The following is a 20,524-nucleotide window of genomic DNA, read 5'->3' as shown; positions in this document are numbered from 1 at the left end:
CCCCGAGGGTTGACGTTTTTTTGCTTCAGCCCCTACCGTCGCACCTCACCCCGAGCGCACACGATGACCCGACGCCACCGCCGCCAACTCCGCCTGCTCTGTGCCGCCCTGAGCCTGGCCGCACCCCTCCACGCGACCCACGCCAGCCCCGACGACGCAGCCGTGCTGCAGGCCTGGCCCACGCGCGCACCGGCGCGCGACGCCGCGCTGGAAGCCCGCGTCGAAGCCGCCCTCAAGACGCTGACGGTGCGGCAGAAGGTCGGCCAGATCACCCAGCCCGAGATCCGCACCATCACGCCCGACGAGGTGCGCGAGTACGCCATCGGCACCGTGCTCAACGGCGGCGGCGGCTGGCCCGGCATGGACCGTGCAGCCAGCCCGGCGCAATGGCGGGCGCTGTCCGACCAGTTCCAGGCGGCGGCCCAGCAGGCCACACCCGGCATCCCGCTGCTGTGGGGGACGGACGCCGTGCACGGCCACAACAACGTGCGCGGCGCCACGATCTTTCCGCACAACATCGCCCTCGGCGCCACGCGCGATGCCGAGCTGGTGCGCGACATCGGCCGGGCCACCGCCCGCGCGGTGCGCGCCACCGGTGTGCACTGGGCCTTTGCACCCACGCTCGCCGTCGTGCAGGACGTGCGATGGGGCCGCACCTATGAGAGCTACGGCGCAGACCCCGCCCTCGTGCGCCGCCTGGGCCAGGCCGCGGTCGAAGGCCTGCAGGACGGCCTGAAGGACGGCCGCGGCGTACTCGCCACCGCCAAGCACTTCATCGCCGACGGGGGTACCCGCCGCGGCATCGACCAGGGCGTGAGCAGCAGCACGCCCGCCGAGCTGGCCCAGGTGCATGGCGCCGGCTACCTCGGCGCGCTGGACGCCGGCGTGCTGACCGTCATGGCCTCCTTCAGCAGCTGGACCAACAGCGCCGACTACGTGCAGCACGGCAAGATGCACGGCAACAAGACGCTGATGACCGACCTGCTCAAACAGCGCCTGGCCTTCGACGGCCTCATCGTCAGCGACTGGGACGGCATCGGCCAGCTGCCCGGCTGCAAGAACGACGACTGCCCGGACGCCATCAACGCCGGCATCGACATCGTCATGGTGCCCTTCCACTGGAAAACCTTCCACGCCAACACGCTGCGTGCCGTGGAAGACGGCCGCATCCCGATGGCGCGGCTGGACGACGCCGTTCGCCGCATCCTGCGCGTGAAGTTCAGCATGGCCGTCCCCAGCGCGGTGCCGGCCACGATGGACGCGCTGCAGGCCCCCGACCTCGCACGCCGCGCGGTGCGTGAATCCCTCGTGCTGCTCAAGCACCGGCCCGGGCTGTTGCCCCTCAAGCCCACGGCCCGCCTGCTGGTGGTGGGCGCTGCCGCCGACAGCCTGCCTCACCAGGCCGGCGGCTGGAGCGTGACCTGGCAGGGCCGCGACACCACCAATGCCGACTTCCCCCAGGGCACCACGCTGCTGGCCGCCCTGCGCCAGCGCCTGGGCACGGCCCAGGTCACGTTCGACGCCGACGCCAGCCGGCATGACCCGAAGCAGTTCGACGCCGTCATCGCCGTGCTGGCCGAGACGCCCTATGCCGAAGGCGAAGGCGATGTGCGCCTGACCGAGAACCTGCGCCACAGCCGCCGCCACCCGCAGGACGCCGCCGTGCTGCAGCGCGTGGCCGGCCGCGGCACGCCAGTCGTGACGCTGCTGTACTCGGGCCGGCCGCTGTACGTGAACGACCTGGCCAACAAGAGCGATGCCTTCATCGCCGCCTGGCAGCCGGGCACCGAGGGCGCCGGCCTGACGGATGTACTCATCGCACCCGCCGACGGACGCCCCTGGGCGGGCTTCCAGGGCCGCCTGTCCTTCCCATGGCCTGCCGGCCCCTGCCAGTTCAGCACGCATGAAGCCCGGCCCTGGTGGCCCATCGGCGGCGGGCTCAGCGGCAAGGAGACCCTAGTCAACACCCGGCCCCTGCCCGAGCCGGCTGATCCGGCGCCCATCTGCCCTCTGTGAAGGCCGCGTGAGGCCACGCCCGCTGTGATTCAATTCGCGCCAGAACAAGCAGAGGGCGAATGGCAACGATCAAGGATGTCGCACGACTGGCCGGGGTGGGCGTGGGCACCGCCTCACGCGTCATCAGCGGCAACGGTTCCGTCGCGCCGGCCACGGCCGAGCGGGTGCGCAAGGTCATCGCCCAGCTGAAGTTCCGGCCGTCGCATGCCGCGCGCTCGCTCGGCGCGGGCACGTCCAAGCTGATCGGCGTCTACATCCCCTTCCTGCGCGGCACCTACTACACGCCCATCCTGCGCGCCATCGACCTGGTGTTGCGGGCCCAGGGCCTGCACATGGTGGTGGCCTTCGGCGAAGGCATCGAGGACGAGCGCGTCGAGACCAACGAAGGCATGCGCTTCCTGCTCGACCGCGACTGCGACGGTCTCGTGGTGCTGTCCAACGCGCTGCAGGACGAAGACCTCAAGGCCCTGGGCCCGGCGGCGCGCCAGGTCGTGGTGCTCAACCGCCACTTCGAGCGCATCAAGGCCCAGTGCTTCACGGCCGACCATGTGCAGGGCGGCGTGCAGGCCGCGCGCGCCCTGCTGCAGCACCGGCACAAGCAGATCGCCGTGGTCTCCGGCCCGACCACCTCGCCCGACAACATCGCACGGCTGGAGGGCTTCATGGGCGAACTCGCCCGCCAGGGGCTGGACCCGTCCAAGGTGCTCACCGTGCCCGGCGACTTCTCCAACCAGGCCGGCTGGGACGCGGCGGGCCTGCTGCTCCAGGGCAAACGCCTGCCGACCGCCGTGTTCTGCGCCAACGACGAGATGGCCATCGGCCTGCTGGCCCACTTCCAGGAGCGCGGCGTGTCAGTGCCGCACGAGGTGTCGGTGCTGGGCTATGACGATTCGCCCAGCGCCGCCTTCGCCGCGCCGCGCCTCGGTGCACATCCCGAGCCACGAGGTCACGCTGGCGGGCCTGCACTGGCTGCTCAACCGTTGCTACGACCTGGCTCTGCCGGTGGACCGGCAGTTCGACATTTCCGTCACCTGGCGGGCCTCGGTCGCCGCCCCCGCGTCACGCAAGCGGAACTAAAACCCGCCAGACGCCACAATCGAGGGCTGAACTCTGGTTTGAGCCCATGTCCCACCGCGTCCTGACCGGCATCACCACCACCGGCACCCTGCATCTCGGCAATTACGTCGGCGCCATCCGCCCGGCCATCGAAGCCAGCCGCGCCCCCGGCGTGGAGAGCTTCTTCTTCATGGCCGACTTCCATGCGCTGATCAAGTGCGACGACCCCGACCGCATCGCCCACTCCAGCCGCTCCATCGCCGCCACCTGGCTGGCCGCGGGGCTGGACCCGGCACGCGTCGTCTTCTACCGCCAGAGCGACATCCCCGAGATCCCCGAGCTCACCTGGCTGCTGACCTGCGTCACCGCCAAGGGCCAGATGAACCGCGCGCACGCCTACAAGGCGGCGGTGGATGCGGCCGTCGCTGCTGGCGAGGAGCCGGACGCCCACGTCAGCATGGGCCTGTTCAGCTACCCGGTGCTGATGGCGGCCGACATCCTGATGTTCAATGCGCACAAGGTGCCGGTGGGCAAGGACCAGGTGCAGCACATCGAGATGGCGCGCGACGTCGCCCAGCGCTTCAACCACCTCTACGGCCGCGGGCAGGAGCTGTTCGTGCTGCCCGAAGCGGTGGTCGACGCCGAGATGGAGCTGCTGCCCGGGCTGGACGGCCGCAAGATGAGCAAGAGCTATGACAACGTCATCCCGCTCTTCGAAGGCGGCGCCCAGGCGCTGAAGGACGCGGTCGCGCGCATCGTCACCGACAGCAAGCTGCCCGGCGAACCGAAAGACCCGGACGGCCAGACCCTGGTCACCCTCTACGACGCCTTCGCCACGCCCGAGCAGCGCGCAAGCTTCCGCGCCGCACTGCACGCCGGCCTGGCCTGGGGCGAGGCCAAGCAGCAGCTGGTGGCCCTGATCGACAGCCACATCGGCCCGATGCGCGCCCGCTACGAAGCCTTGATGGCCAACCCGGCCGAACTCGAAGCCATCCTGCAGGCCGGCGCGGCCCGCGCCCGCGCGCTGGCCGGCCCGGCGCTGCAGCGCCTGCGCGAGGCCGTGGGCCTGCGGGCCTACACCTCGACGGCCACCACCGTCGCCGCGAAGGCCGAAAAAGCGGCGCTGCCGGTGTTCAAGCAATACCGCGAGACCGATGGCAAGTTCTACTTCAAGCTGCTGTCCGCCGACGGTGAGCTGCTGCTGCAGAGCCAGGGCTTCGAGCAGGGCCGCGATGCCGGCCAGTGGGTGGCCCGGCTCAAGCGCGAAGGCGCGGCCGCGCTCACGGCGGACGCCCCCGTGCAGCGCGCCGGCACCGAGGCCGACATCACGGCCGCGCTGGCCGCCTTCCAGGAGGCCTGAGTCGCCATGGCGGACGTCACCGAGCTGCTGATCGGCACCGCCAAGGGCGACCCCGAGGCGCTGCAGCGGCTCTATGCCCTGCTCTACCCCGAGATCAAGCGCGTCGCCCGCATTCGCCTGGCCCAGAGCGGCCACGCCGCGGGGCTCAACACCACGGCCCTGGTGCACGAGGGCTTCCTGCGCATGGCCGACCAACAAGGCCTGCAGGGCGAGACGCGCGGCCAGTTCTTCGCCTACGTCGGCCGCGTGCTGCGCTCCGTCGTCATCGACCATCTCCGCGGCGAAGGCCGCGACAAGCGCGGCGGCGACGCGGTGATGGTGACCCTCTCGGCCGCCGGCGACGTGGCAGCCGACGGCACGCCCGCCGTCGACATGATCGGCCTGGACCGCGCCCTGACCCGCATGCAGGGCCTGGACCGCGGGCTGTATGAGCTCATCGAGATGGTGGGCTTCACCGGCCTCACGATTGCCGAGGTGGCGGAGCTGCGCGGCCAGTCGACCCGCACCGTCAACCGCGAGCTGCTCAAGGCCCGCGCGCTGCTGCAGGAACTGCTGGGCGACGCCCCCAACACGGTCTACTGATGGACAGCCGCCTGCAGCCCAGCGAGTGGCAACGGCTGTCGGCACTGTTCGACGAATTCGCCGAGCTGCCACGCGAGCAACGCGAAGCGCGGCTGGCCACGCTGCAGCCACCCGAGCTGGCCGAACGCCTGGCGCGCATGCTGGCCTCGCTGCCGGACGACGACGCCACGCTGCTGGCCGCGCTGCCCGGCTTCGAGACCCATCTGGCCGCGGCCCTGGCCGAGCCGAGCGACCTGCCCCCGGCGCAAGCAGGGGACCGCCTGGGAGACTGGCGGCTCGTCGCCCTGCTGGGCGAAGGGGGCATGGGCCAGGTCTGGCGCGCCGAGCGCGCCGACGGCCTCTACCAGGGCCAGGCCGCGATCAAGCTGCTGCGCGACGATCTCGCCACCCCCGGCCTGATGGCCCGCTTCGCCCGCGAGCGGGCCGTACTGGGCCGCCTGACCCACCCCGGCATCGCACGGCTGCTGGATGCCGGCGAGCAGGACGGCCGCGCCTACCTCGTACTGGAGTACGTGTCCGGGCAGACCCTCTCCGAGCATGCCCGCAGCCGCGACCTGCCGCTGGCCGCGCGGGTGCGCCTGCTCATCGAAGTGGCCCGCGCGGTGGAGCATGCGCATGCGCAGCTGGTGGTGCACCGCGACCTCAAGCCCAGCAACGTCATGCTGGACGACCGCGGCAACGCCAAGCTGCTGGACTTCGGCATCGCCGGCCTGCTGAACAACGCCGGCATGCAGGCCGACAGCCAGCTGACCCTGATCGCCGGCCGCCGCCTGACGCCGGCCTATGCCGCGCCGGAGCAGATCCGCGGCGGTGCCATCGGGGTGGCGGCCGACGTGTATTCGCTCGGCGTGATGCTGTACGAACTCGCCAGCGGCCAGCTGCCCTTCGGCAACCGGGGCCGCAGCCGCACCGCGCTCGAACACGCGGTACTGCACACCGAGCCGACGCGCCTGAGCCGCACCGCCGATGCCGAGGAAGACGAGCGTGACCACGGCCCCGGGCGACCGCCCGATGCCGACCAGGCGCGCGGCGACCTCGAAGCCGTGGCTGCCAAGGCGCTGCGCAAGGACCCCGCCGAGCGCTACGCCAGCGTCGGCGCCCTCATCGACGACTTGCAGCGCTGGCTGGAGCAACGCCCCGTCAGCGTGCGCTCCGAGGACTGGCGGCACCGGCTCTACCTCTGGTCCCGCCGCAATGCGGCCATTGCCATCGGCGGCGCGCTGGTCTTTGCCACGCTCAGCCTGGGCCTGGTGGTCAGCCTGTGGCAGCGGGGCGAGGCCCAGGCCGCAGCGCGCGAGTCCGAGCAGGTGACGAGTTACCTCGCCGAGCTGCTGGGCGCGGCCAGCCCCGACCAGAACGGCGGCCGCCAGCCCACGGTGGTGGAGCTGCTGGACCGCAAGCGCGAAGAGCTGGCCACCCGCTTCAACGACCAGCCCGAGATCAAGGACCGCATCTTCGACACGCTGGTCAAGACCTATTTCGCGCTGCAGCGCTTCGACGTGGCCGCACCGCTGGCCGAACAGCGGCTGGCACAGGCGCGTCAGGCCTTCGGCGAGGAAGACCCGCGCACCGAGGCCGCGACCGTCGCGCTGGCGCGCGTGCACACCGCCATCGGCGGCGGCCAGCCCATCATCGAGCTGCTGGAGCCGCTGTTGCAGCGCTGGGACGCGCTGTACGGGCCGATGAGCGAGAAGTCCCACGGCCTGCGGCTGCAGCTGATGCCCGCCTATGCGCGCCTGGGCCGCTTCGCCGATGCCGAGCGCGAACTCGCCGTGGCCAAGCGCTCCAACGAGGCGCTCAACGCCGGCAAGCCGTTCGAGCACGCGGGCTTTGCAACCTACGAGAACGTGGTCTACGCCGCCGAAGGCCGGCTGCAGGACGCCGAGCGCGCCCTGGAGCGGGCGCGCCCGTTCTGGAACCCGACGGAGCCCGACCGCATGCGCCCGGCCCTGGTGCTGGAACGCAACCTCGCCTTCATCCGCTGGCGGCTGGCCCGCGACACCTTCTCCGAGGCCGCAGCACGCAGTGACGACCTGATCCGCCGCTGGGAGGCCGTGGCCCGCCCCGGCAATCACGCCAGCACGCTGATGCGCCAGATGCTCGCGGTCTACTTCCAGCAGCTCGGCCAGTTCGCCCCCGCGCTGGAGCAGCTGCAACGCGCGCAGGCGGAGACCGAGTCGGCGGGTGCGGACGATGCCGTCACCGGCCTGTTGCGCCGCGCCCAGTTGCTCGAAGCCCGCACCCTGGCTGCCGGGCGCGCCGACGCAGACACGGTGCAAGCCGCCGTGCAGGCGCTGAAGGCGCTGGATGCCGCACCGCTGATTGGCGACGTGCGCCGCGCCGACGGCCTGCTGATGCTCGGCCGCGTGGCACTCGCCCCCGGCGCAGGCGATGCCGGACAGGCCCTGGCCCGCGACATCGAACACCGGCTCAGCACCCTGGCCCCGCTGCTCGCCCAGGCTCGCAATTTGTCCACGCGCATCGAGCTGTTCAAGGCCCGGCTCAACGGCGGCACCGCGGCCTGGCTGACCGCCGCCCAGGCCCGCTCGGCCTGGTTCGACACCCTGCCCGAACCGCAAGGCCTGCCCGAGTGGAGCGCCCGGCTGCAGCTCGCCTGCGCCCTGCGCGCCGCCGGACACCCGTGGCAGCAGGCCCTGACGCGCGCCGAGAGCGCCCGTCCCGCCAACCTCGTGAGCCTCACGCCCACGGCGCATCCCTTGACCGAGACCGCCGCCCGCCTGGCCGACGGCAGCGCGCCCAAAGACTGTGACTGGCGCTTCTAACGCCTGGGGCTGATCGAGTCCGACTTGCGCTGGCCGAGCCCCGCGCGCTCCAGGTCACGGAAGGCCTCGAACACCCAGGAGCGCAGGCCGATGACGACGCTGTAGGGGCGCTTCTCCGACGAGGGCAGCTTCTGGTCGAGCAGGTGCTGGCGCGCGAAATCGTCAGCCGCGCGCTGCAGCCGCTCGGCCAGCTCGCGCGCATGGCCGGCGCCGAACTCACCGTGCACCAGCGTGAGCATCTCGCCGTCGCCATCGAAGCCGCCGGCAAAGAAGTCGGCCATCACCCGCTCGCGGAAGAACTGCATGACCGGCCCCTGCGGCCGCCAACGCAAGGTCTTGGCCACCTTGAGCTTGTAGCGGTTGTGCGGCCGCAGCTCGATGACGCCCAGGCGGTCGAGCTGCGCCAGCGCCGCGATGGCATCCGCCTCGGTGATGCGGTAGCGGGCCAGCACGTCCTCGATGGCCCAATGGCTCAGGCAGCAGATGGCCACCAGCAGCAGCTTCGGGTCAGCCACGACGGCGCGCTCCTGCTCCAGGCTCAGCTCACGCAGGGTCGGCGCCTGCGCGGCCAGCCGGCCAGCCAGCTCGGCGAACTCCAGCTTGAGCACACGGCAGATCTCGTCCACCCGCGACAGGGGCATCTCGCCGCCCGGCGCGAGCATGCGCTTCACGCTGCTCTCGGACAGGTCCAGCGCCTCGGCCAGCTCGGCATAGCTCAGGCCCTGGCTTTTCAGCTCGGCCTTGATCAGGGCGACAAGGGATTGCGTGCTCGACATGGCCCGCGACGGTAGCGCATGACGCCACCGTCTGGCGCAAGGCCTGCACCGCGGCGAGAAATACGGCCGCCCTCCGCCGGGTGCTCGCGACATTCGCGGCCTTCGCCACCCGCCTTCCGTTGCCTGAATGCTCAATCGACGTCACCTGCTGTGCTGCGGCGCCGCCGCTGCGGGCCTGTTCACCAGCCTCGCCGACCCCGCGCGTGCCAGCCTGCTCAACCCATGCCGCCCCGGCATCCCGCCCGCGCTGCGTGACTTCGTCGCCGCCAGCTTCGATGGTCTGGCCATCGACCAGCTCTGGGACGTGCACACCCACCTGCTGGGCACCGGCGACTCCGGCTCCGGCTGCACCATCAATGCCCAGCTCGACCAGTGGTGGCACCCGATCGAGTCGCTGCGCAAGCGCTTCATCCTCAACGCCGCCTGCGTGCCGCCGGATGCACCCAGCGTGGACCGCGCCTACGTGCAGCGGCTGCGCGCCCTGGCCGATGACTTCCCCGCCGGTGCCCGCTGGCTGCTGTTCGCCTTCGACCATGCCTGCGACGCGCAGGGCCGCCCCGTGGTGGCGCAGACGACCTTCCACGTGCCCGATGCCTACGCAGCCGACGTGGCCGCACAACACCGCGATCGCTTCGGCTGGGTGGCGTCCATCCACCCCCAGCGGCCGGATGCGCTGGACCGCCTCGACAGCGCGCTCGCACAAGGCGCCGTGGCGCTGAAGTGGCTGCCGTCCAGCATGGCCATCGACCTGCGCGACCCTCGGCTCACGCCCTTCTACGAGCGCCTGGCCAGCACACGGCTGCCGGTCATCGTGCACTGCGGCGAGGAGAAGGCCGTGCCCGGCGCCGGCCGCGAGGACCTCGGCAACCCGTTGCACGTGCGCGCTGCGCTGGCCCGGGGCGTGCGGGTGATCGTCGCCCACTGCGGCTCGCTGGGGCATGCACTGGACCTGGATGCCCGGCGCCCGCGCGAGGTCAGCGCCTTCTCGCTGTTCGCCCGGCTGATGGACGAAGGCTGGGGCGCGCATCTCATGGGCGACATCTCCTGCGTGCTGCAGACCAACCGCCGCCCCGAGGTCGCCCGCGCGCTGCTGGCCCGCAGCGACTGGCACGCACGCCTGCTGCAGGGTTCCGACTACCCGCTGCCCGGCATCGCGGCGCTGCTGCGCCTGCCCGCGCTGGTGCGTGCCGGCCTGCTGGCCGAGGCGGATGTCGCGCCGCTGGCGGCACTGCGCGAGCACAACCCGCTGCTGTTCGACCTCGCCCTCAAGCGCCGGGTGCGCTGGCAAGGGTCCGCCTGGTCGCCCGCGGTGTTCGCCACGCGCCCCCACTTCGAGCGGCCAAGCGTGTCATGAGGCGCAACTTCGAGGCGCTTGGCACGCCACCCGGCACTATTCCCGAGGCCGCGCCGGCCGACATCGCCGAACATCGCGGCCCCAAGACAGCACAAGGAACTCTTCACCATGGCCACCCGCTTCGTCATGCAACGCGACACCAACTCCTGGCGCATCCAGGTCTGGGCCTCGTTCGTTCTCTCGCTGCTGGCCTGCGGCTGGGGCGTGTTCGGCGCCCCCGGACAGGACCTGGACCGCGCCTTCCTGGCGATCGGCATCATCTTCTCGGTCTTCTCCTGCTTTGCCGTGGCCAAGACCCAGCGCGACAACCGCGATGGCCAGGTCGACACCCAGGGCTGGGTGATGATGGTCTGGATCGCGCTGGCCGCCGCCCTGGCGCTGACCGCCTGGGGCCTGTGGCGCATGGAGATGGACGCCTGGATCAAGCGCTACATGGGCGTGTCCTGGCTGTTCCTCGTGTCGAGCACCTTCACGCTGGCCAAGACCCTGCGCGACCGCCACGAGGCCGACCTGCTGGAGCAGTCCAACGCCCAGCGCGCCCGCGGCGAAGTGGACGCCGGCAACCGCGCCGCCTGAGGCGGGCGCTACTCGCGAGCCTTGGCGTCCAGGAAGCGCTGCTGCCTGAGCAGCGCCTCGGCCGCCTCATCGTGACCCGCCTGCAGGCAGCGCTGCAGGCGTTCGTCGACGGCGCCGAGCTGCTGCACCAGCGCATCATCAGCACTCGGCTGGCCATCGGCCAACGGCACCGCCCGGCGCGACGGCGGCAGGCGCAGAAAAGCCTCCAGGCTGTCGGGCAGGTAACGCACGACGGTCTGCAGCACAAAGGCACGGTCCTGCAGGCTGAGCGCTGCGATGACCTCGGGCTGCTGGGCCTGGGCCAGGGCTGCGTTGATACGCTGCAGCACCGGCTTGGCGGCCTCGGGCAGCTCGGGCGCTGCGCGCACCAGCAACGCGTCCAGCGACGCCAGTGCCGCCGCAGGCAAGAGCTCGCCCGGCACACCGGGCACCGGCCGCGGCGCGCGCCACAAGCCCCGGGCCGCCCAGGTGAGGCTCACGGCGCCCACCACCACCAGCACCCCCATCGCAAGCGGCTGTGCGACGAACAACGCGCCGGACAGCGACACCACGCCCACCCCGGCCTGCACGCGCGCGGCCAGCGGCAGCGGCGCACGGGCGCGCGCCGGCTGCGGCCCGGCGGCGAGCGGCCGACCGAGTTCGTGCCGCGCCCGCAATTGCTGCTGACGCAGCTGCAGGGTTTCGGGCGCGTCCTCGCCCGCCGCGGCCAGCGGGCGGTGGGTGCGCCGGTTCACCGGCTGGGCACCGACGGCCAGCCGCGAAGAGGACTCAGGAGGAGGAGCAGGCATGAGCTGGACAAAAGACACCGCAGGCGCCGTCACGATAGCGCGGCAGCCGGGCCGCGGCATCCTAACCAGCCGGTGTCATTGCACGCTACCCGCCGGCGCTCGGCGTGCACCCGTTCACGATTCCTCGCACGCCACCCAGGGCTTCACGCAACATCCGGCCGTCTTCACTTCCGGACTTCGGTCCTGCCCCATGAACCCAGTTCAACGCCCTCGTCGCCTGACACCCCTGCTGATGGGCCTGGCGCTGTGTGCCAGCCTCGCCGCCACGCCGGCCGCCCGGGCCGATGCCAGCCTGTCGGAAGCCAGCCTCGCCATCTCGCTGGCACCGGTGGCCCTGTCGGTGGGCGCCGTGAGCGCCACTGGCGTGGCGCTCAGTGCCGCCCCGGTGGCACTGCTGTCGGCGGGCACGGCGCTGGTCGTGGTCAGCGTGCAGGTGGTGGGCGGCGCGACGGTGTGGGTGCTGGAGCGCGTGTCCGATGGCGTGCGCATCAGCATCCGCACCGCCGGCAAGCTGGCCGAGGGCTTCGCGGTGTCCACCGGCGCTGCGGTGGCGGTGTCGGTGATCGGGGCCGGCACGCTGCTGTCAGCTGCGGGCGAGGTCATCGCCTTCATCCCCAACGAGATCGGCAAGGCCCTGCTGCACAACGAACGGGTGACGCGGTGAAGCGCGCCCTGGCTGCCGCGGCCCTCGCGCTGACGCTGGCGGCGCCAGCCCACGCGGGTCGCTCCTGCGAAGAGAAGCCGCCCTCAACGGCCCAGGTCGAACAGGGCCTGCGCCTGGCCGAGGCCACGCTGCGGGCCCTGGACGCCAGCGGCGCCGACGTCGCCGTGCTGGCCCGCGCCGGGCAGGACCTGTCGAAGTACGGCCTGCGCTGGTCGCACCTGGGCCTGGCCTACCGCCAGGACGGCGTCTGGCGCGTGGTGCACAAGCTCAACCACTGCGGCACCGACCAGGCCGCGGTCTACCGTCAGGGCCTGGGCGAGTTCTTCCTGGACAACCCCTTCCGCTACGAGGCCGCCTTCGTGGTGCTCAAGCCCGAACTCCAGCAGGCCCTGCTGCCCGTGCTGGCCGACAACACCCGCGTGGCGCGCTTCCACGAACCGCGCTACAGCATGGTGGCCTATGCCTTCGGCACCCGCTACCAGCAGAGCAACCAATGGGCGCTGGAGACCCTGGCCGGTGCTGCCGCGCCGGGCGTGGTGAGCCGCCGGGCGGCGCAGGACTGGCTGCAGCACCAGGGCTACGAGCCGACCGACCTGCACCTGTCCACGCTGACGCGACTAGGGGGTCGCCTGACTCGCGCGAACATCGCTTTCGACGATCATCCGAGCGCGCGTCGTTTCAGCAGCCACATCGACACGGTCACGGTCGACTCCATGTTCGCGTGGCTGCAGCGCACCGGCCTCTCACAAGCACCTCAACTCGTCCCGCAATGAGCCAAGAACACCCGAATCAGTTCGCCCTGCTGGGGCAGCGCCGCTTTGCGCCCTTTTTCTGGACGCAGTTCCTCGGCGCGGCCAACGACAACGTCTTCAAGTTCGCGTTCACGCTGATGGTGACCTACCAGCTGCAGCTGAGCTGGCTGGAGCCGAAGATGGCCGGGCTGGTGATCGGGGCGCTGTTCATCCTGCCCTACGTGCTGTTCTCGGCCACCAGCGGCCAGCTGGCCGACAAGCACGACAAGGCGCGCCTGATGCAGCTCGTGAAGAGCCTGGAGATCGCCATCATGGTGATCGCCGCCTGGGGTTTCTGGACGACGAACGTGCCCGCGCTGCTGGCCTGCGTGTTCCTGATGGGCCTGCACTCCACGCTGTTCGGCCCGGTGAAGTACGCCTACCTGCCGCAGCAGCTGAGCGAACGCGAGCTGACGGGCGGCAACGGCATGGTGGAGATGGGCACCTTCGTCGCCATCCTGCTGGGCCAGCTGCTCGGCGGCGTGCTGGTGGACACGCCGGTGGTGGGCCCCCATCACGTGGCCATCGCCTGCCTGGTGCTGGCGGTGCTCGGCCGCGCCACGGCGCAGGCCATTCCGCCCAGCCCGTCGACCGACCCCGACCTCGTCATCAACTGGAACCCCTTCACCGAGACCTGGCGCAACCTGAAGCTGGCCCACCAGGGCCTGGCGGTGTTTCGCTCGCTGCTGGGCATCTCATGGATGTGGTTCTTCGGGGCGGTGTTCCTGTCCAACTTCCCGGCTTTCGCCAAGGAGGTGCTGCACGGCAGCCCGCAGGTGGCCTCGCTGCTGCTGGCGGTGTTCTCCATCGGCATCGGCATCGGCTCGCTGCTGTGCGAGATGCTGTCCAAGCGGCATGTGGAGATCGGCCTGGTGCCGCTGGGCGCCATCGGCATGAGCGTGTTCGCGATCGACCTGTACTTCGCGTCCACCGGTCTGCCCGCCGCCGAGCCCTACACCGTGAGCGCCTTCCTGGCCGTGCCGGCCCACTGGCGCGTGCTGGCTGACCTGACGCTGCTGGCCCTGTTCGCCGGCCTGTACAGCGTGCCGATGTATGCCCTGATCCAGCTGCGCGCCCAGCCCAGCCACCGGGCTCGCATCATCGCGGCCAACAACATCCTGAACGCGGTGTTCATGATCGCGAGCTCGATCGCCGCGGGTGCCATGCTGGGCGCGGGCATGACCATTCCTCAGGTCTTCCTGGCGGTCGGCATCGCCAACGCCATCGTGGCCTTCTACATCTTCCTGATCGTGCCGGAATACCTGCTGCGCTTCGCGGCCTTCGTGCTCACGCGGCTGGTCTATCGCTTTCGCATCGTGCACGACGAGCGCCTGCCCACCACCGGCCCGGCCGTGCTGGTGTGCAACCACGTGAGCTTCGTCGACGCGGTGCTGCTGATGGCCGCCAGCCCCCGGCCCATCCGCTTCCTGATGGACCACCAGATCTTCAAGATCCCCGTGCTGGGCTGGATGTTCCGCCTCGCCAAGGCCATCCCGATCGCACCGCAGAAGACCGACCCGGCCACCTATGAAGCCGCCTTTGCGGCGGCGCAAGCCGTGCTGGACGACGGCGAGATGGTCTGCATCTTCCCCGAGGGCGGCCTCACGCGCGACGGTGAACTGCAGCCCTTCAAGGGCGGTGTCATGAAGCTGATCGAGGGCCGGCCGGACCTGCCCGTCATCCCGATGGCCCTGGGCAATCTGTGGGGCAGCTTCTTCTCGCGCGTGGAAGGGGGCAAGGCGATGGTCAAGCCGCTGCGCCGCGGCTTCTGGAGCCGGGTGAGCTTGACCGTGGACGCGCCGCTGCCGGCGGGTCAGGTCACGCCGGAGGGCTTGCAGGCGCGGGTGCAGGGCCTGCTCAACACGCGGGCCGCATGAGCGCTGATCTCGACCGTGTCGGACGGGCCTTCGCGCTGGTCGCGCTCGCCGCGGCCACGATTGGCGTGGGGGCCGTCGGGCTCTGCGGCGGGTACTGGACGGTCAAGGCCGTGCCGGCACTGCTCAAACCCGGCGGCGGCGGGGCCATCATGGTGCTCATGATCTCGGTGCCCTCCTTGATCGGCGGCGTCCTGCTGGCGAGGCTGTGCGTGCGCAAGCTGGTCCGCTGGCGCGAGCCACCGGCATCGCACGACCTCACGGACCGGGGAGACTGAGTCATGCGTGTCCTTCTGATCTTCGTGCTGGCCGTCGCCACCCTCGGCTTCGGCGCCGCGGGCTTGTGCGGGGCCGCCTTCACGCTGATGTCGCTGCCCGACATGTTCTCGTCCCGCCACGACAACTACGCCGGCGCCGCGCTCGTCATCGCCGTGCCCAGTCTGCTGATCGGCGGCGGCGTGGCCTGGTGGTGCGGGCGGATGCTGTGGCGGCTGGCGCATCGCAAGCCTTGATCCTCGCCGCCTCCACCGCCGCCTGGGTGCACAGCGCCTTCGCCTGGGCCGGCATGGCCCTCGGCGCGGCACTGTGGCGCGCGTCCATCCGCCATCAGCCCACGGGCGGCGCGCTGGCACCGGGCAATTTCGCGGTCGTCGTCGGACTGCTGCTGGGGGCGGCCATCGGCAACAAGGCGGTGTTCCTGCTGGAGCGACCGGACGTGGCGCTCGCGATGTGGCAGGGCCAGCCGGTGTGGCCCGGCCAGAGCATCGTCGGCGGGCTGCTCGGCGGACTCATCGGCGTGGAGATCGCCAAGGCCCTCACACGCCAGACGCGCAGCACCGGCGACGCGATGGTCTGGCCGATCGCCGTGGGGCTGGCCGTCGGCCGCGTCGGCTGCTTCCTCGCCGGCCTGCATGACGACACCTACGGCCTGCCCACAGCCCTGCCCTGGGGCGTGGATTTCGGCGACGGTGTGCGCCGGCATCCGACTCAGGTGTACGAGATCGCGATCGTCCTGCCCCTGGGCTGGTCGCTGCACCGCGCCCGCTTCGCCACACCCGGCGCCGCGTTCAAGGTCTTCCTGAGCAGCTACCTGGCCTGGCGCTTCGCGGTGGAGTTCATCAAGCCGGTGCCCGTGGCCTGGCCGCTGGGCCTGTCGGGCATCCAATGGACCTGCCTTGTGGCTTTGATCGTCTACCTGCCCCTCACGCTGCGCGCGCTGCGCCCCGCCCCATGAGCCGCAAAGTCCGCCCCTACCTTTTCTACGACACGACGCAGTCCGTCTGCACCACCTGCCTGCACCCGGTGGAGGCCAAGATCCTGGTCAAGGACGGCCAGGTGTTCATGGACAAATGGTGCCCCGCCCACGGCACCGAGCGCGTGCTCGTGAGCGATGACGCCGACTACTACCGTCGGTGCCGCGAGGTGTTCGTGAAGCCGCCTGAGATGCCCGCGCGCTTCGCCACGCCGATGCAGTACGGCTGCCCCTACGACTGCGGCCTGTGCCCCGACCACATGCAGCACAGCTGCCTGTCCATCGTCGAGATCACCGACCACTGCAACCTGCGCTGCCCCACCTGCTACGCCGCCTCGGGCCCGGAGCGACTCACGCACCGCTCGCTCGACGAAGTCATCGCCATGCTCGATGCCGTGGTCGCCAGCGAAGGCGAGGCCGATGTGGTGCAGATCTCCGGCGGCGAGCCCACGCTGCATCCGCAGTTCTTCGAGATCCTGGATGCCGCCCGCGCGCGCCCGATCAAGCACCTGATGGTGAACACCAACGGGCTGCGCATCGCGCAGGATGCGGCCTTTGCCGAACGGCTGGCAGGCTATGCCCCGGGCATCGAGATCTACCTGCAGTTCGACTCCCTGCGGCGCGAGGCCCTGATGGACCTGCGCGGCGCCGACCTGCGCGGCCCGCACGAGGCCGCACTCGCGCGGCTGGAGGCGCTGGACCTCTCCACCACGCTGGTCATGACCGTCAAGCGCGGCGTGAACGACGACGAGATCGGCGACGTCATCCGCCACGGCGTGGCCCACCGCTGCGTGCGCGGCGTGACGCTGCAGCCCATCCAGGACGCCGGCCGCGTGCAGGGCTACGACGCGGCCAGGCACCGGTTGACCGTCAGCGAGCTGCGCCGGCGCATCGCCGCGCAAAGCGGCAGCTTCACGCTCGACGACGTGCTGCCCGTGCCCTGCAACCCCGACACCTTGGCCATGGCCTACGCGCTGCGCACGCCTGATGGCCTGGCGCCGCTGACCCGCTATGTGGACGCCGAGACGCTGCTGGCCGGCGACCGCAGCACCATCGCCTTCGAGGGCGACCCGCGCTTCAAGGAGCGGCTGTTCCGGCTCTTCTCCACCAACCATTCGCCCGAGAGCGGCGCCAACTGCCTGTCGGAGCTGCTCTGCTGCCTGCCGCGCATCGACGCGCCGGCTTTGGGCTACCACGATGTGTTCCGCGTGCTGATCGTGCAGTTCATGGACGCGCAGTCGCTGGACATCCGCGCGCTGAAGAAGAGCTGCGTGCACATGGCCCGGCCCGACGGTCGCATGATCCCCTTCGAGGCCTACAACCTGTTCTACCGCGACGAGCGCGCCCAGGGCCTGGCCGCCATCCGGCAGGCGCTGGATGCAGCCCGCGAGCAGCGCCGCGCCAGCCCCGGCGTGACGTGGCTGACCTCGCGCTGACGCCGCACCAGCGGCCCACGCTGCGCAGAAGTTCACGCTTTTGCGCCCCGGTCGGGGGCCGGCGACTTTTTCTTGACTGAGCGCCAAGCAGCCGGGCGCGCGGCGCACCCAGAATTTCCATCAGGCGCGCCGCCATCGCGCTGACGGAGCCTCCCGATGAAGTCCCTGATCGCCCTGCTGGCAGCGGGCCTGCTGGCCCTGCCGGCTGCTGCCCAGACCGAATACCGCTTCTCGCCGGTCAACCAGGCCAACATCGCCACCGCGGCGTCGTACTGGAACCCCATCGTGGCCTATGTGTCCGAAAAGGCGGGCGTGAAGCTCACGCTCAAGCTCGGACGCACCTCGGCCGACACCACCGCCTACGTGCTGGCGCAGGAAGTGGACTTCGCCTTCACCAACCACCTCTTCAGCCCCGAGCGGGAGCAGCTCGGCTGGAAGGTCTTCGGCCGGCGCAACACGCCGGCCCTGCATGGCGTCATCGTCGTGCCGGCCGATTCGCCCATCACCGACCTGGCCCAGCTGGCGGGCAAGGAAGTGGGCTTCCCGGGCCCCGAGGCCTTCATCGCCTACAAGACCACGTACGCGCAACTGCTGCAGCGCAAGGTCCAGGTGCGCAGCGTCTTTGGCGGCAACATGGACGGCGCCTTCGCCCAGCTCTTCAGCGGCAAGGTGGCTGCCGTGGGCGCCAATTCCCAACTGGCCGAGGGCTACACCAAACGCGAGGGCAAGGCCTTTCGCACCTTGTGGACCTCGGAGCCTTATCACGACCTGGCCCTGATGGTGGCGCCCAAGGTGCCCGAGCGCGACGCTCAGGCGGTGGCGCGGGCCTTCGTCGGCATGGCCAGCGATCCGCAGGGCCGGGAGATCCTGGCCAGCGTGAACAAGCTCATCGGCCTGCCGGCCGACGCGGTCTTCATCGCTTCGGACGGCCGGGAGTACGCGCCCTATCGGCGCTTTTACCTGTCGGCACCGGCCGCATTGCGCTGAGATCCTGGGCCGTGCCGCGCTTCGTCCCCCTGCTGCCCCGCTCGCTGCTGAGCCGCGTCATGCTGCTCTATGTGGCGGCACTGCTGTTGCTGATCACCGTCGGCCTGGGCGCCTTTCTGACCTACGAGGTGCGCTCCACACTGGACGATGCCGAGGTCGGCTCACAAGCCCTGTCGTCGATGTTGGCGCCCGCCGTGTCGGACGCCGCCGTCATCGGCGACTACGACACCATCAAGCGCACGCTGGACCGCACCATCGCGCACCCCCTGTTCGAGCGCGCCGCGTTCATCGACCTGAAAGGCGCCCGCATCGAGGTGGTGCGCCAGGACCATCCCAGCCCCACGCCGCCGCGCTGGCTGGTGAACCGCGTGGCCGCCGAGCTGGACGTCATCAACACGCCCATCGTGGTGGGTGGCCGCGACTACGGCATCACCCGGCTGCATGTGTGGAGCGAGCGGGTCGCCGCCGACATCTGGCAGGTGGTGCGCATGGGCCTGGTGCTGGCGCTGCTGGGGCTGGTCGCGGGCGCGGCCCTGGTGTGGTGGCCGCTGCGCCGCTGGCTCGGGCAGCTCGCCCGCATCCAGGCCCTGGGCGCGCAGCTGCAGCAGGGCGATGCCCGCATCCAGCCGGTCGCCTCGGGCGAGGCGCCGCTGGAGTTCCAGAAGACCTTCGAGGTGCTCAACCAGGTGGCGGCCTCGCTGCAGGCCGAGCGCGCGCAAGCCGCCGTCACGCTGGCCTCCATTGCCGAGGGCGTGGCGGCCGTCAACCTCGCGGGCGATGTGGTGCTGGCCAACCCCGTGCTCGGCAGCCTGCTGGGCCAGCCCAGCCAGGCCCTGCTCGGACAGCCGGCCGCGGCCCTGCTGCCCGAGCTGGCCGAGGCGCTGCAGGCGCCGGGCGATGAAGGCTGGCGCGGCCGGCGCTTCGAGCGGGGCGAGCAGGTGCTGGAAGCCAGCCTGACCCGTGTGCGCGGTGACCAGGGCGAGGCTGCCGGCGTGGTGCTGGTGCTGCGCGACGTGACCGAGCAGCAGACCCTGGAGAACCAGCTGCGCGCCGAGCTCTCGGCCCGCGCGCATGCGATGCACACCATGAGCGAGCTGCTGGGCTCCGCCGGTGCGCCAGCCGATGCACGGCAGGTGAACGCGGTGGAGGCGCTGTCGCGACAGGTGGGCGACCTCGTCGTGCGGCTGCGCCAGCAGGCCGACCAGCTGCGCGCCATCTTCAACCTCAGCCCCGACGGCTTCATCTCCTTCGATGCCGAACGCCGCGTGCAGTACGTGAGCCCGGCGTGCGCGCTGCTCACCGCCCTTGGCGACCGGCATGTGCTGGGCCAGGACGAGGCCGGGCTGGAAGCCCTGCTGCAGGGCCGCATCGAGCATGCCGACAGCCAGCGCCCGCTGCGCCTGCAGGAGCTGCGCGACCAGCCGCGCACGGTGCAGATGGCCCGGCCCATGCCGCGCATCCTGAGCTTTGCGCTGCATGACGGCGGCGGCTCGCAGACGTCGCAGATGCTGCACATCCGCGACGTGAGCCAGCAGTTCGAGCTGGACCGGCTGAAGAGCGAGTTCCTGACCACGGCCGCCCACGAGCTGCGCACGCCCATGACCAGCATCTACGGCTTCTCGGAGCTGCTGCTGCACCGCAAGATGTCGCCGGAGACCCAGGCCGACCTGCTGCAGCGCATCCACCGCCAGAGCCGGGCCATGGTGGACATCCTCAACGAGCTGCTCGACCTGGCCCGCATCGAGTCGCGCCGCGCACTGGACTTCGAGTTCGCGCCGGTCTGCCTGCGCGACCTGGTGCGCCAGACCGTGGACGACTTCGGCGCCCCGGAGGGCCGGGCAGCCGCCGAGCTGCAGCTGTGCGACACCCCGCAGTGGGTGCGCGTGGACGCCAGCAAGCTGGGCCAGGCGCTGCGCAACCTGCTGTCCAACGCCTACAAGTACTCGCCGGGCGGCGGCCGGGTGATGGTGCGCGTGCAGGCACTGGACAACGGGCATGCCGACATCGAGATCGAGGACGAAGGCATCGGCATGACGCCGGAGGAGCTCGCGCGTGTGACCGAGCGCTTCTACCGCGCCGACAAGTCAGGCGCGATTCCCGGCACGGGCCTGGGCATGGCCATCGTCAAGGAGATCGTCGAGCTGATGGGCGGCAGCCTGCAACTGGCCAGCGAGCCGCAGCGGGGCACGCGGGTCACCGTGCGGCTGCCCACCATGCAGGCGCCCTGAC

General features: G+C 71.0%; 18 protein-coding genes. 16 read left to right on the top strand and 2 right to left on the bottom strand.

What is annotated here, in order from left to right:
- The first annotated feature begins 63 nt into the window (after nucleotides 1-63).
- From CDO81_RS07455 to CDO81_RS07435, 5 genes are read left to right on the top strand one after another with little or no spacing between them, the layout of a single operon-like run.
- Nucleotides 64-2,016 (top strand): glycoside hydrolase family 3 protein, encoded by a 1,953-nt coding sequence (locus tag CDO81_RS07455; protein WP_158218185.1) that lies wholly within the window; start codon nucleotides 64-66, stop codon nucleotides 2,014-2,016.
- 59 nt (nucleotides 2,017-2,075) lie between these two features.
- Nucleotides 2,076-3,158 (top strand): LacI family DNA-binding transcriptional regulator, encoded by a 1,083-nt coding sequence (locus CDO81_RS07450; RefSeq protein ID WP_338139986.1) that lies wholly within the window; start codon nucleotides 2,076-2,078, stop codon nucleotides 3,156-3,158.
- Nucleotides 3,140-4,432 (top strand): tryptophan--tRNA ligase, encoded by a 1,293-nt coding sequence (locus CDO81_RS07445; RefSeq protein ID WP_088482554.1) that lies wholly within the window; start codon nucleotides 3,140-3,142, stop codon nucleotides 4,430-4,432. Before CDO81_RS07450 ends, CDO81_RS07445 begins: the two co-directional genes overlap by 19 nt.
- A gap of 6 nt (nucleotides 4,433-4,438) precedes the next feature.
- On the top strand, nucleotides 4,439-5,014 hold the full coding sequence (locus tag CDO81_RS07440) for an ECF-type sigma factor (RefSeq protein WP_088482553.1): 576 nt from the start codon (nucleotides 4,439-4,441) through the stop codon (nucleotides 5,012-5,014).
- Nucleotides 5,014-7,797 carry a serine/threonine-protein kinase gene (locus CDO81_RS07435; protein ID WP_088482552.1) on the top strand — a complete coding sequence of 928 codons (2,784 nt, stop codon included), beginning with the start codon at nucleotides 5,014-5,016 and terminating at the stop codon, nucleotides 7,795-7,797. Before CDO81_RS07440 ends, CDO81_RS07435 begins: the two co-directional genes overlap by 1 nt.
- Here the strand turns inward: CDO81_RS07435 and CDO81_RS07430 are convergent.
- Nucleotides 7,794-8,573: a helix-turn-helix domain-containing protein gene (locus CDO81_RS07430; RefSeq protein WP_088482551.1), complete on the bottom strand. Its 780-nt coding sequence runs from the start codon at nucleotides 8,571-8,573 to the stop codon at nucleotides 7,794-7,796. The two genes, CDO81_RS07435 and CDO81_RS07430, sit on opposite strands and share 4 nt — an antisense overlap.
- A 127-nt stretch (nucleotides 8,574-8,700) precedes the next feature.
- On the opposite strand from CDO81_RS07430, the gene CDO81_RS07425 reads away from it, so the two are divergent.
- Both CDO81_RS07425 and CDO81_RS07420 read left to right on the top strand, forming a co-directional pair.
- Complete coding sequence (locus CDO81_RS07425) at nucleotides 8,701-9,927, top strand: amidohydrolase family protein (RefSeq protein WP_088482550.1); 1,227 nt, start codon at nucleotides 8,701-8,703, stop codon at nucleotides 9,925-9,927.
- A gap of 108 nt (nucleotides 9,928-10,035) precedes the next feature.
- On the top strand, nucleotides 10,036-10,503 hold the full coding sequence (locus tag CDO81_RS07420; RefSeq protein WP_088482549.1) for a YiaA/YiaB family inner membrane protein: 468 nt from the start codon (nucleotides 10,036-10,038) through the stop codon (nucleotides 10,501-10,503).
- A gap of 8 nt (nucleotides 10,504-10,511) precedes the next feature.
- On the opposite strand, the gene CDO81_RS07415 is transcribed toward CDO81_RS07420, so the two are convergent.
- Nucleotides 10,512-11,291: a hypothetical protein gene (locus tag CDO81_RS07415; protein WP_144397161.1), complete on the bottom strand. Its 780-nt coding sequence runs from the start codon at nucleotides 11,289-11,291 to the stop codon at nucleotides 10,512-10,514.
- A gap of 190 nt (nucleotides 11,292-11,481) precedes the next feature.
- Here CDO81_RS07415 and CDO81_RS07410 point away from each other — a divergent pair, with 190 nt between their 5' ends.
- From CDO81_RS07410 to CDO81_RS07370, 9 genes are all read left to right on the top strand, one after another.
- Complete coding sequence (locus CDO81_RS07410; RefSeq protein WP_088482547.1) at nucleotides 11,482-11,955, top strand: hypothetical protein; 474 nt, start codon at nucleotides 11,482-11,484, stop codon at nucleotides 11,953-11,955.
- On the top strand, nucleotides 11,952-12,728 hold the full coding sequence (locus CDO81_RS07405; protein ID WP_088482546.1) for a DUF2145 domain-containing protein: 777 nt from the start codon (nucleotides 11,952-11,954) through the stop codon (nucleotides 12,726-12,728). Before CDO81_RS07410 ends, CDO81_RS07405 begins: the two co-directional genes overlap by 4 nt.
- The gene (locus CDO81_RS07400) at nucleotides 12,725-14,623 is read left to right on the top strand and encodes an MFS transporter (protein ID WP_088482545.1); all 1,899 of its coding nucleotides are present in this window, start codon (nucleotides 12,725-12,727) and stop codon (nucleotides 14,621-14,623) included. The genes CDO81_RS07405 and CDO81_RS07400 overlap by 4 nt, the downstream gene beginning before the upstream one ends.
- Nucleotides 14,620-14,898 (top strand): hypothetical protein, encoded by a 279-nt coding sequence (locus CDO81_RS07395; RefSeq protein ID WP_088482544.1) that lies wholly within the window; start codon nucleotides 14,620-14,622, stop codon nucleotides 14,896-14,898. Before CDO81_RS07400 ends, CDO81_RS07395 begins: the two co-directional genes overlap by 4 nt.
- Before the next feature lie 3 nt (nucleotides 14,899-14,901).
- On the top strand, nucleotides 14,902-15,132 hold the full coding sequence (locus tag CDO81_RS07390; RefSeq protein WP_088482543.1) for a hypothetical protein: 231 nt from the start codon (nucleotides 14,902-14,904) through the stop codon (nucleotides 15,130-15,132).
- On the top strand, nucleotides 15,129-15,854 hold the full coding sequence (locus CDO81_RS07385; RefSeq protein ID WP_206602082.1) for a prolipoprotein diacylglyceryl transferase: 726 nt from the start codon (nucleotides 15,129-15,131) through the stop codon (nucleotides 15,852-15,854). The genes CDO81_RS07390 and CDO81_RS07385 overlap by 4 nt, the downstream gene beginning before the upstream one ends.
- Nucleotides 15,851-17,308 carry a radical SAM protein gene (locus CDO81_RS07380; protein ID WP_088482542.1) on the top strand — a complete coding sequence of 486 codons (1,458 nt, stop codon included), beginning with the start codon at nucleotides 15,851-15,853 and terminating at the stop codon, nucleotides 17,306-17,308. The genes CDO81_RS07385 and CDO81_RS07380 overlap by 4 nt, the downstream gene beginning before the upstream one ends.
- 156 nt (nucleotides 17,309-17,464) lie before the next feature.
- Nucleotides 17,465-18,295: a phosphate/phosphite/phosphonate ABC transporter substrate-binding protein gene (locus tag CDO81_RS07375; protein WP_088482541.1), complete on the top strand. Its 831-nt coding sequence runs from the start codon at nucleotides 17,465-17,467 to the stop codon at nucleotides 18,293-18,295.
- A gap of 11 nt (nucleotides 18,296-18,306) precedes the next feature.
- A complete protein-coding gene (locus tag CDO81_RS07370; RefSeq protein ID WP_088482540.1) occupies nucleotides 18,307-20,523 on the top strand; it encodes a sensor histidine kinase in 2,217 nt (738 codons plus the stop codon).
- Nucleotide 20,524 lies beyond the last annotated feature (1 nt).

The sequence above is a fragment of the Roseateles puraquae genome (genome assembly GCF_002205845.1).
GTDB lineage: Bacteria > Pseudomonadota > Gammaproteobacteria > Burkholderiales > Burkholderiaceae_C > Pelomonas > Pelomonas puraquae.
The sequence above is the reverse complement of the archived record's forward strand: the minus strand, read 5'-3'. Positions and strand labels throughout refer to the sequence as shown.

What these genes read in the sequence shown, in the direction of transcription:
- CDO81_RS07445 (WP_088482554.1), top strand. Translation starts at nt 3,140, where the DNA reads ATGTCCCACCGCGTCCTGACCGGCATCACCACCACCGGCACCCTGCAT.
- CDO81_RS07410 (WP_088482547.1), top strand. Translation starts at nt 11,482, where the DNA reads ATGAACCCAGTTCAACGCCCTCGTCGCCTGACACCCCTGCTGATGGGC.
- CDO81_RS07450 (WP_338139986.1), top strand. Translation starts at nt 2,076, where the DNA reads ATGGCAACGATCAAGGATGTCGCACGACTGGCCGGGGTGGGCGTGGGC.
- CDO81_RS07415 (WP_144397161.1), bottom strand. Translation starts at nt 11,291, where the DNA reads ATGCCTGCTCCTCCTCCTGAGTCCTCTTCGCGGCTGGCCGTCGGTGCC.
- CDO81_RS07420 (WP_088482549.1), top strand. Translation starts at nt 10,036, where the DNA reads ATGGCCACCCGCTTCGTCATGCAACGCGACACCAACTCCTGGCGCATC.
- CDO81_RS07390 (WP_088482543.1), top strand. Translation starts at nt 14,902, where the DNA reads ATGCGTGTCCTTCTGATCTTCGTGCTGGCCGTCGCCACCCTCGGCTTC.
- CDO81_RS07435 (WP_088482552.1), top strand. Translation starts at nt 5,014, where the DNA reads ATGGACAGCCGCCTGCAGCCCAGCGAGTGGCAACGGCTGTCGGCACTG.
- CDO81_RS07455 (WP_158218185.1), top strand. Translation starts at nt 64, where the DNA reads ATGACCCGACGCCACCGCCGCCAACTCCGCCTGCTCTGTGCCGCCCTG.
- CDO81_RS07375 (WP_088482541.1), top strand. Translation starts at nt 17,465, where the DNA reads ATGAAGTCCCTGATCGCCCTGCTGGCAGCGGGCCTGCTGGCCCTGCCG.
- CDO81_RS07400 (WP_088482545.1), top strand. Translation starts at nt 12,725, where the DNA reads ATGAGCCAAGAACACCCGAATCAGTTCGCCCTGCTGGGGCAGCGCCGC.
- CDO81_RS07395 (WP_088482544.1), top strand. Translation starts at nt 14,620, where the DNA reads ATGAGCGCTGATCTCGACCGTGTCGGACGGGCCTTCGCGCTGGTCGCG.
- CDO81_RS07430 (WP_088482551.1), bottom strand. Translation starts at nt 8,573, where the DNA reads ATGTCGAGCACGCAATCCCTTGTCGCCCTGATCAAGGCCGAGCTGAAA.
- CDO81_RS07380 (WP_088482542.1), top strand. Translation starts at nt 15,851, where the DNA reads ATGAGCCGCAAAGTCCGCCCCTACCTTTTCTACGACACGACGCAGTCC.
- CDO81_RS07440 (WP_088482553.1), top strand. Translation starts at nt 4,439, where the DNA reads ATGGCGGACGTCACCGAGCTGCTGATCGGCACCGCCAAGGGCGACCCC.
- CDO81_RS07425 (WP_088482550.1), top strand. Translation starts at nt 8,701, where the DNA reads ATGCTCAATCGACGTCACCTGCTGTGCTGCGGCGCCGCCGCTGCGGGC.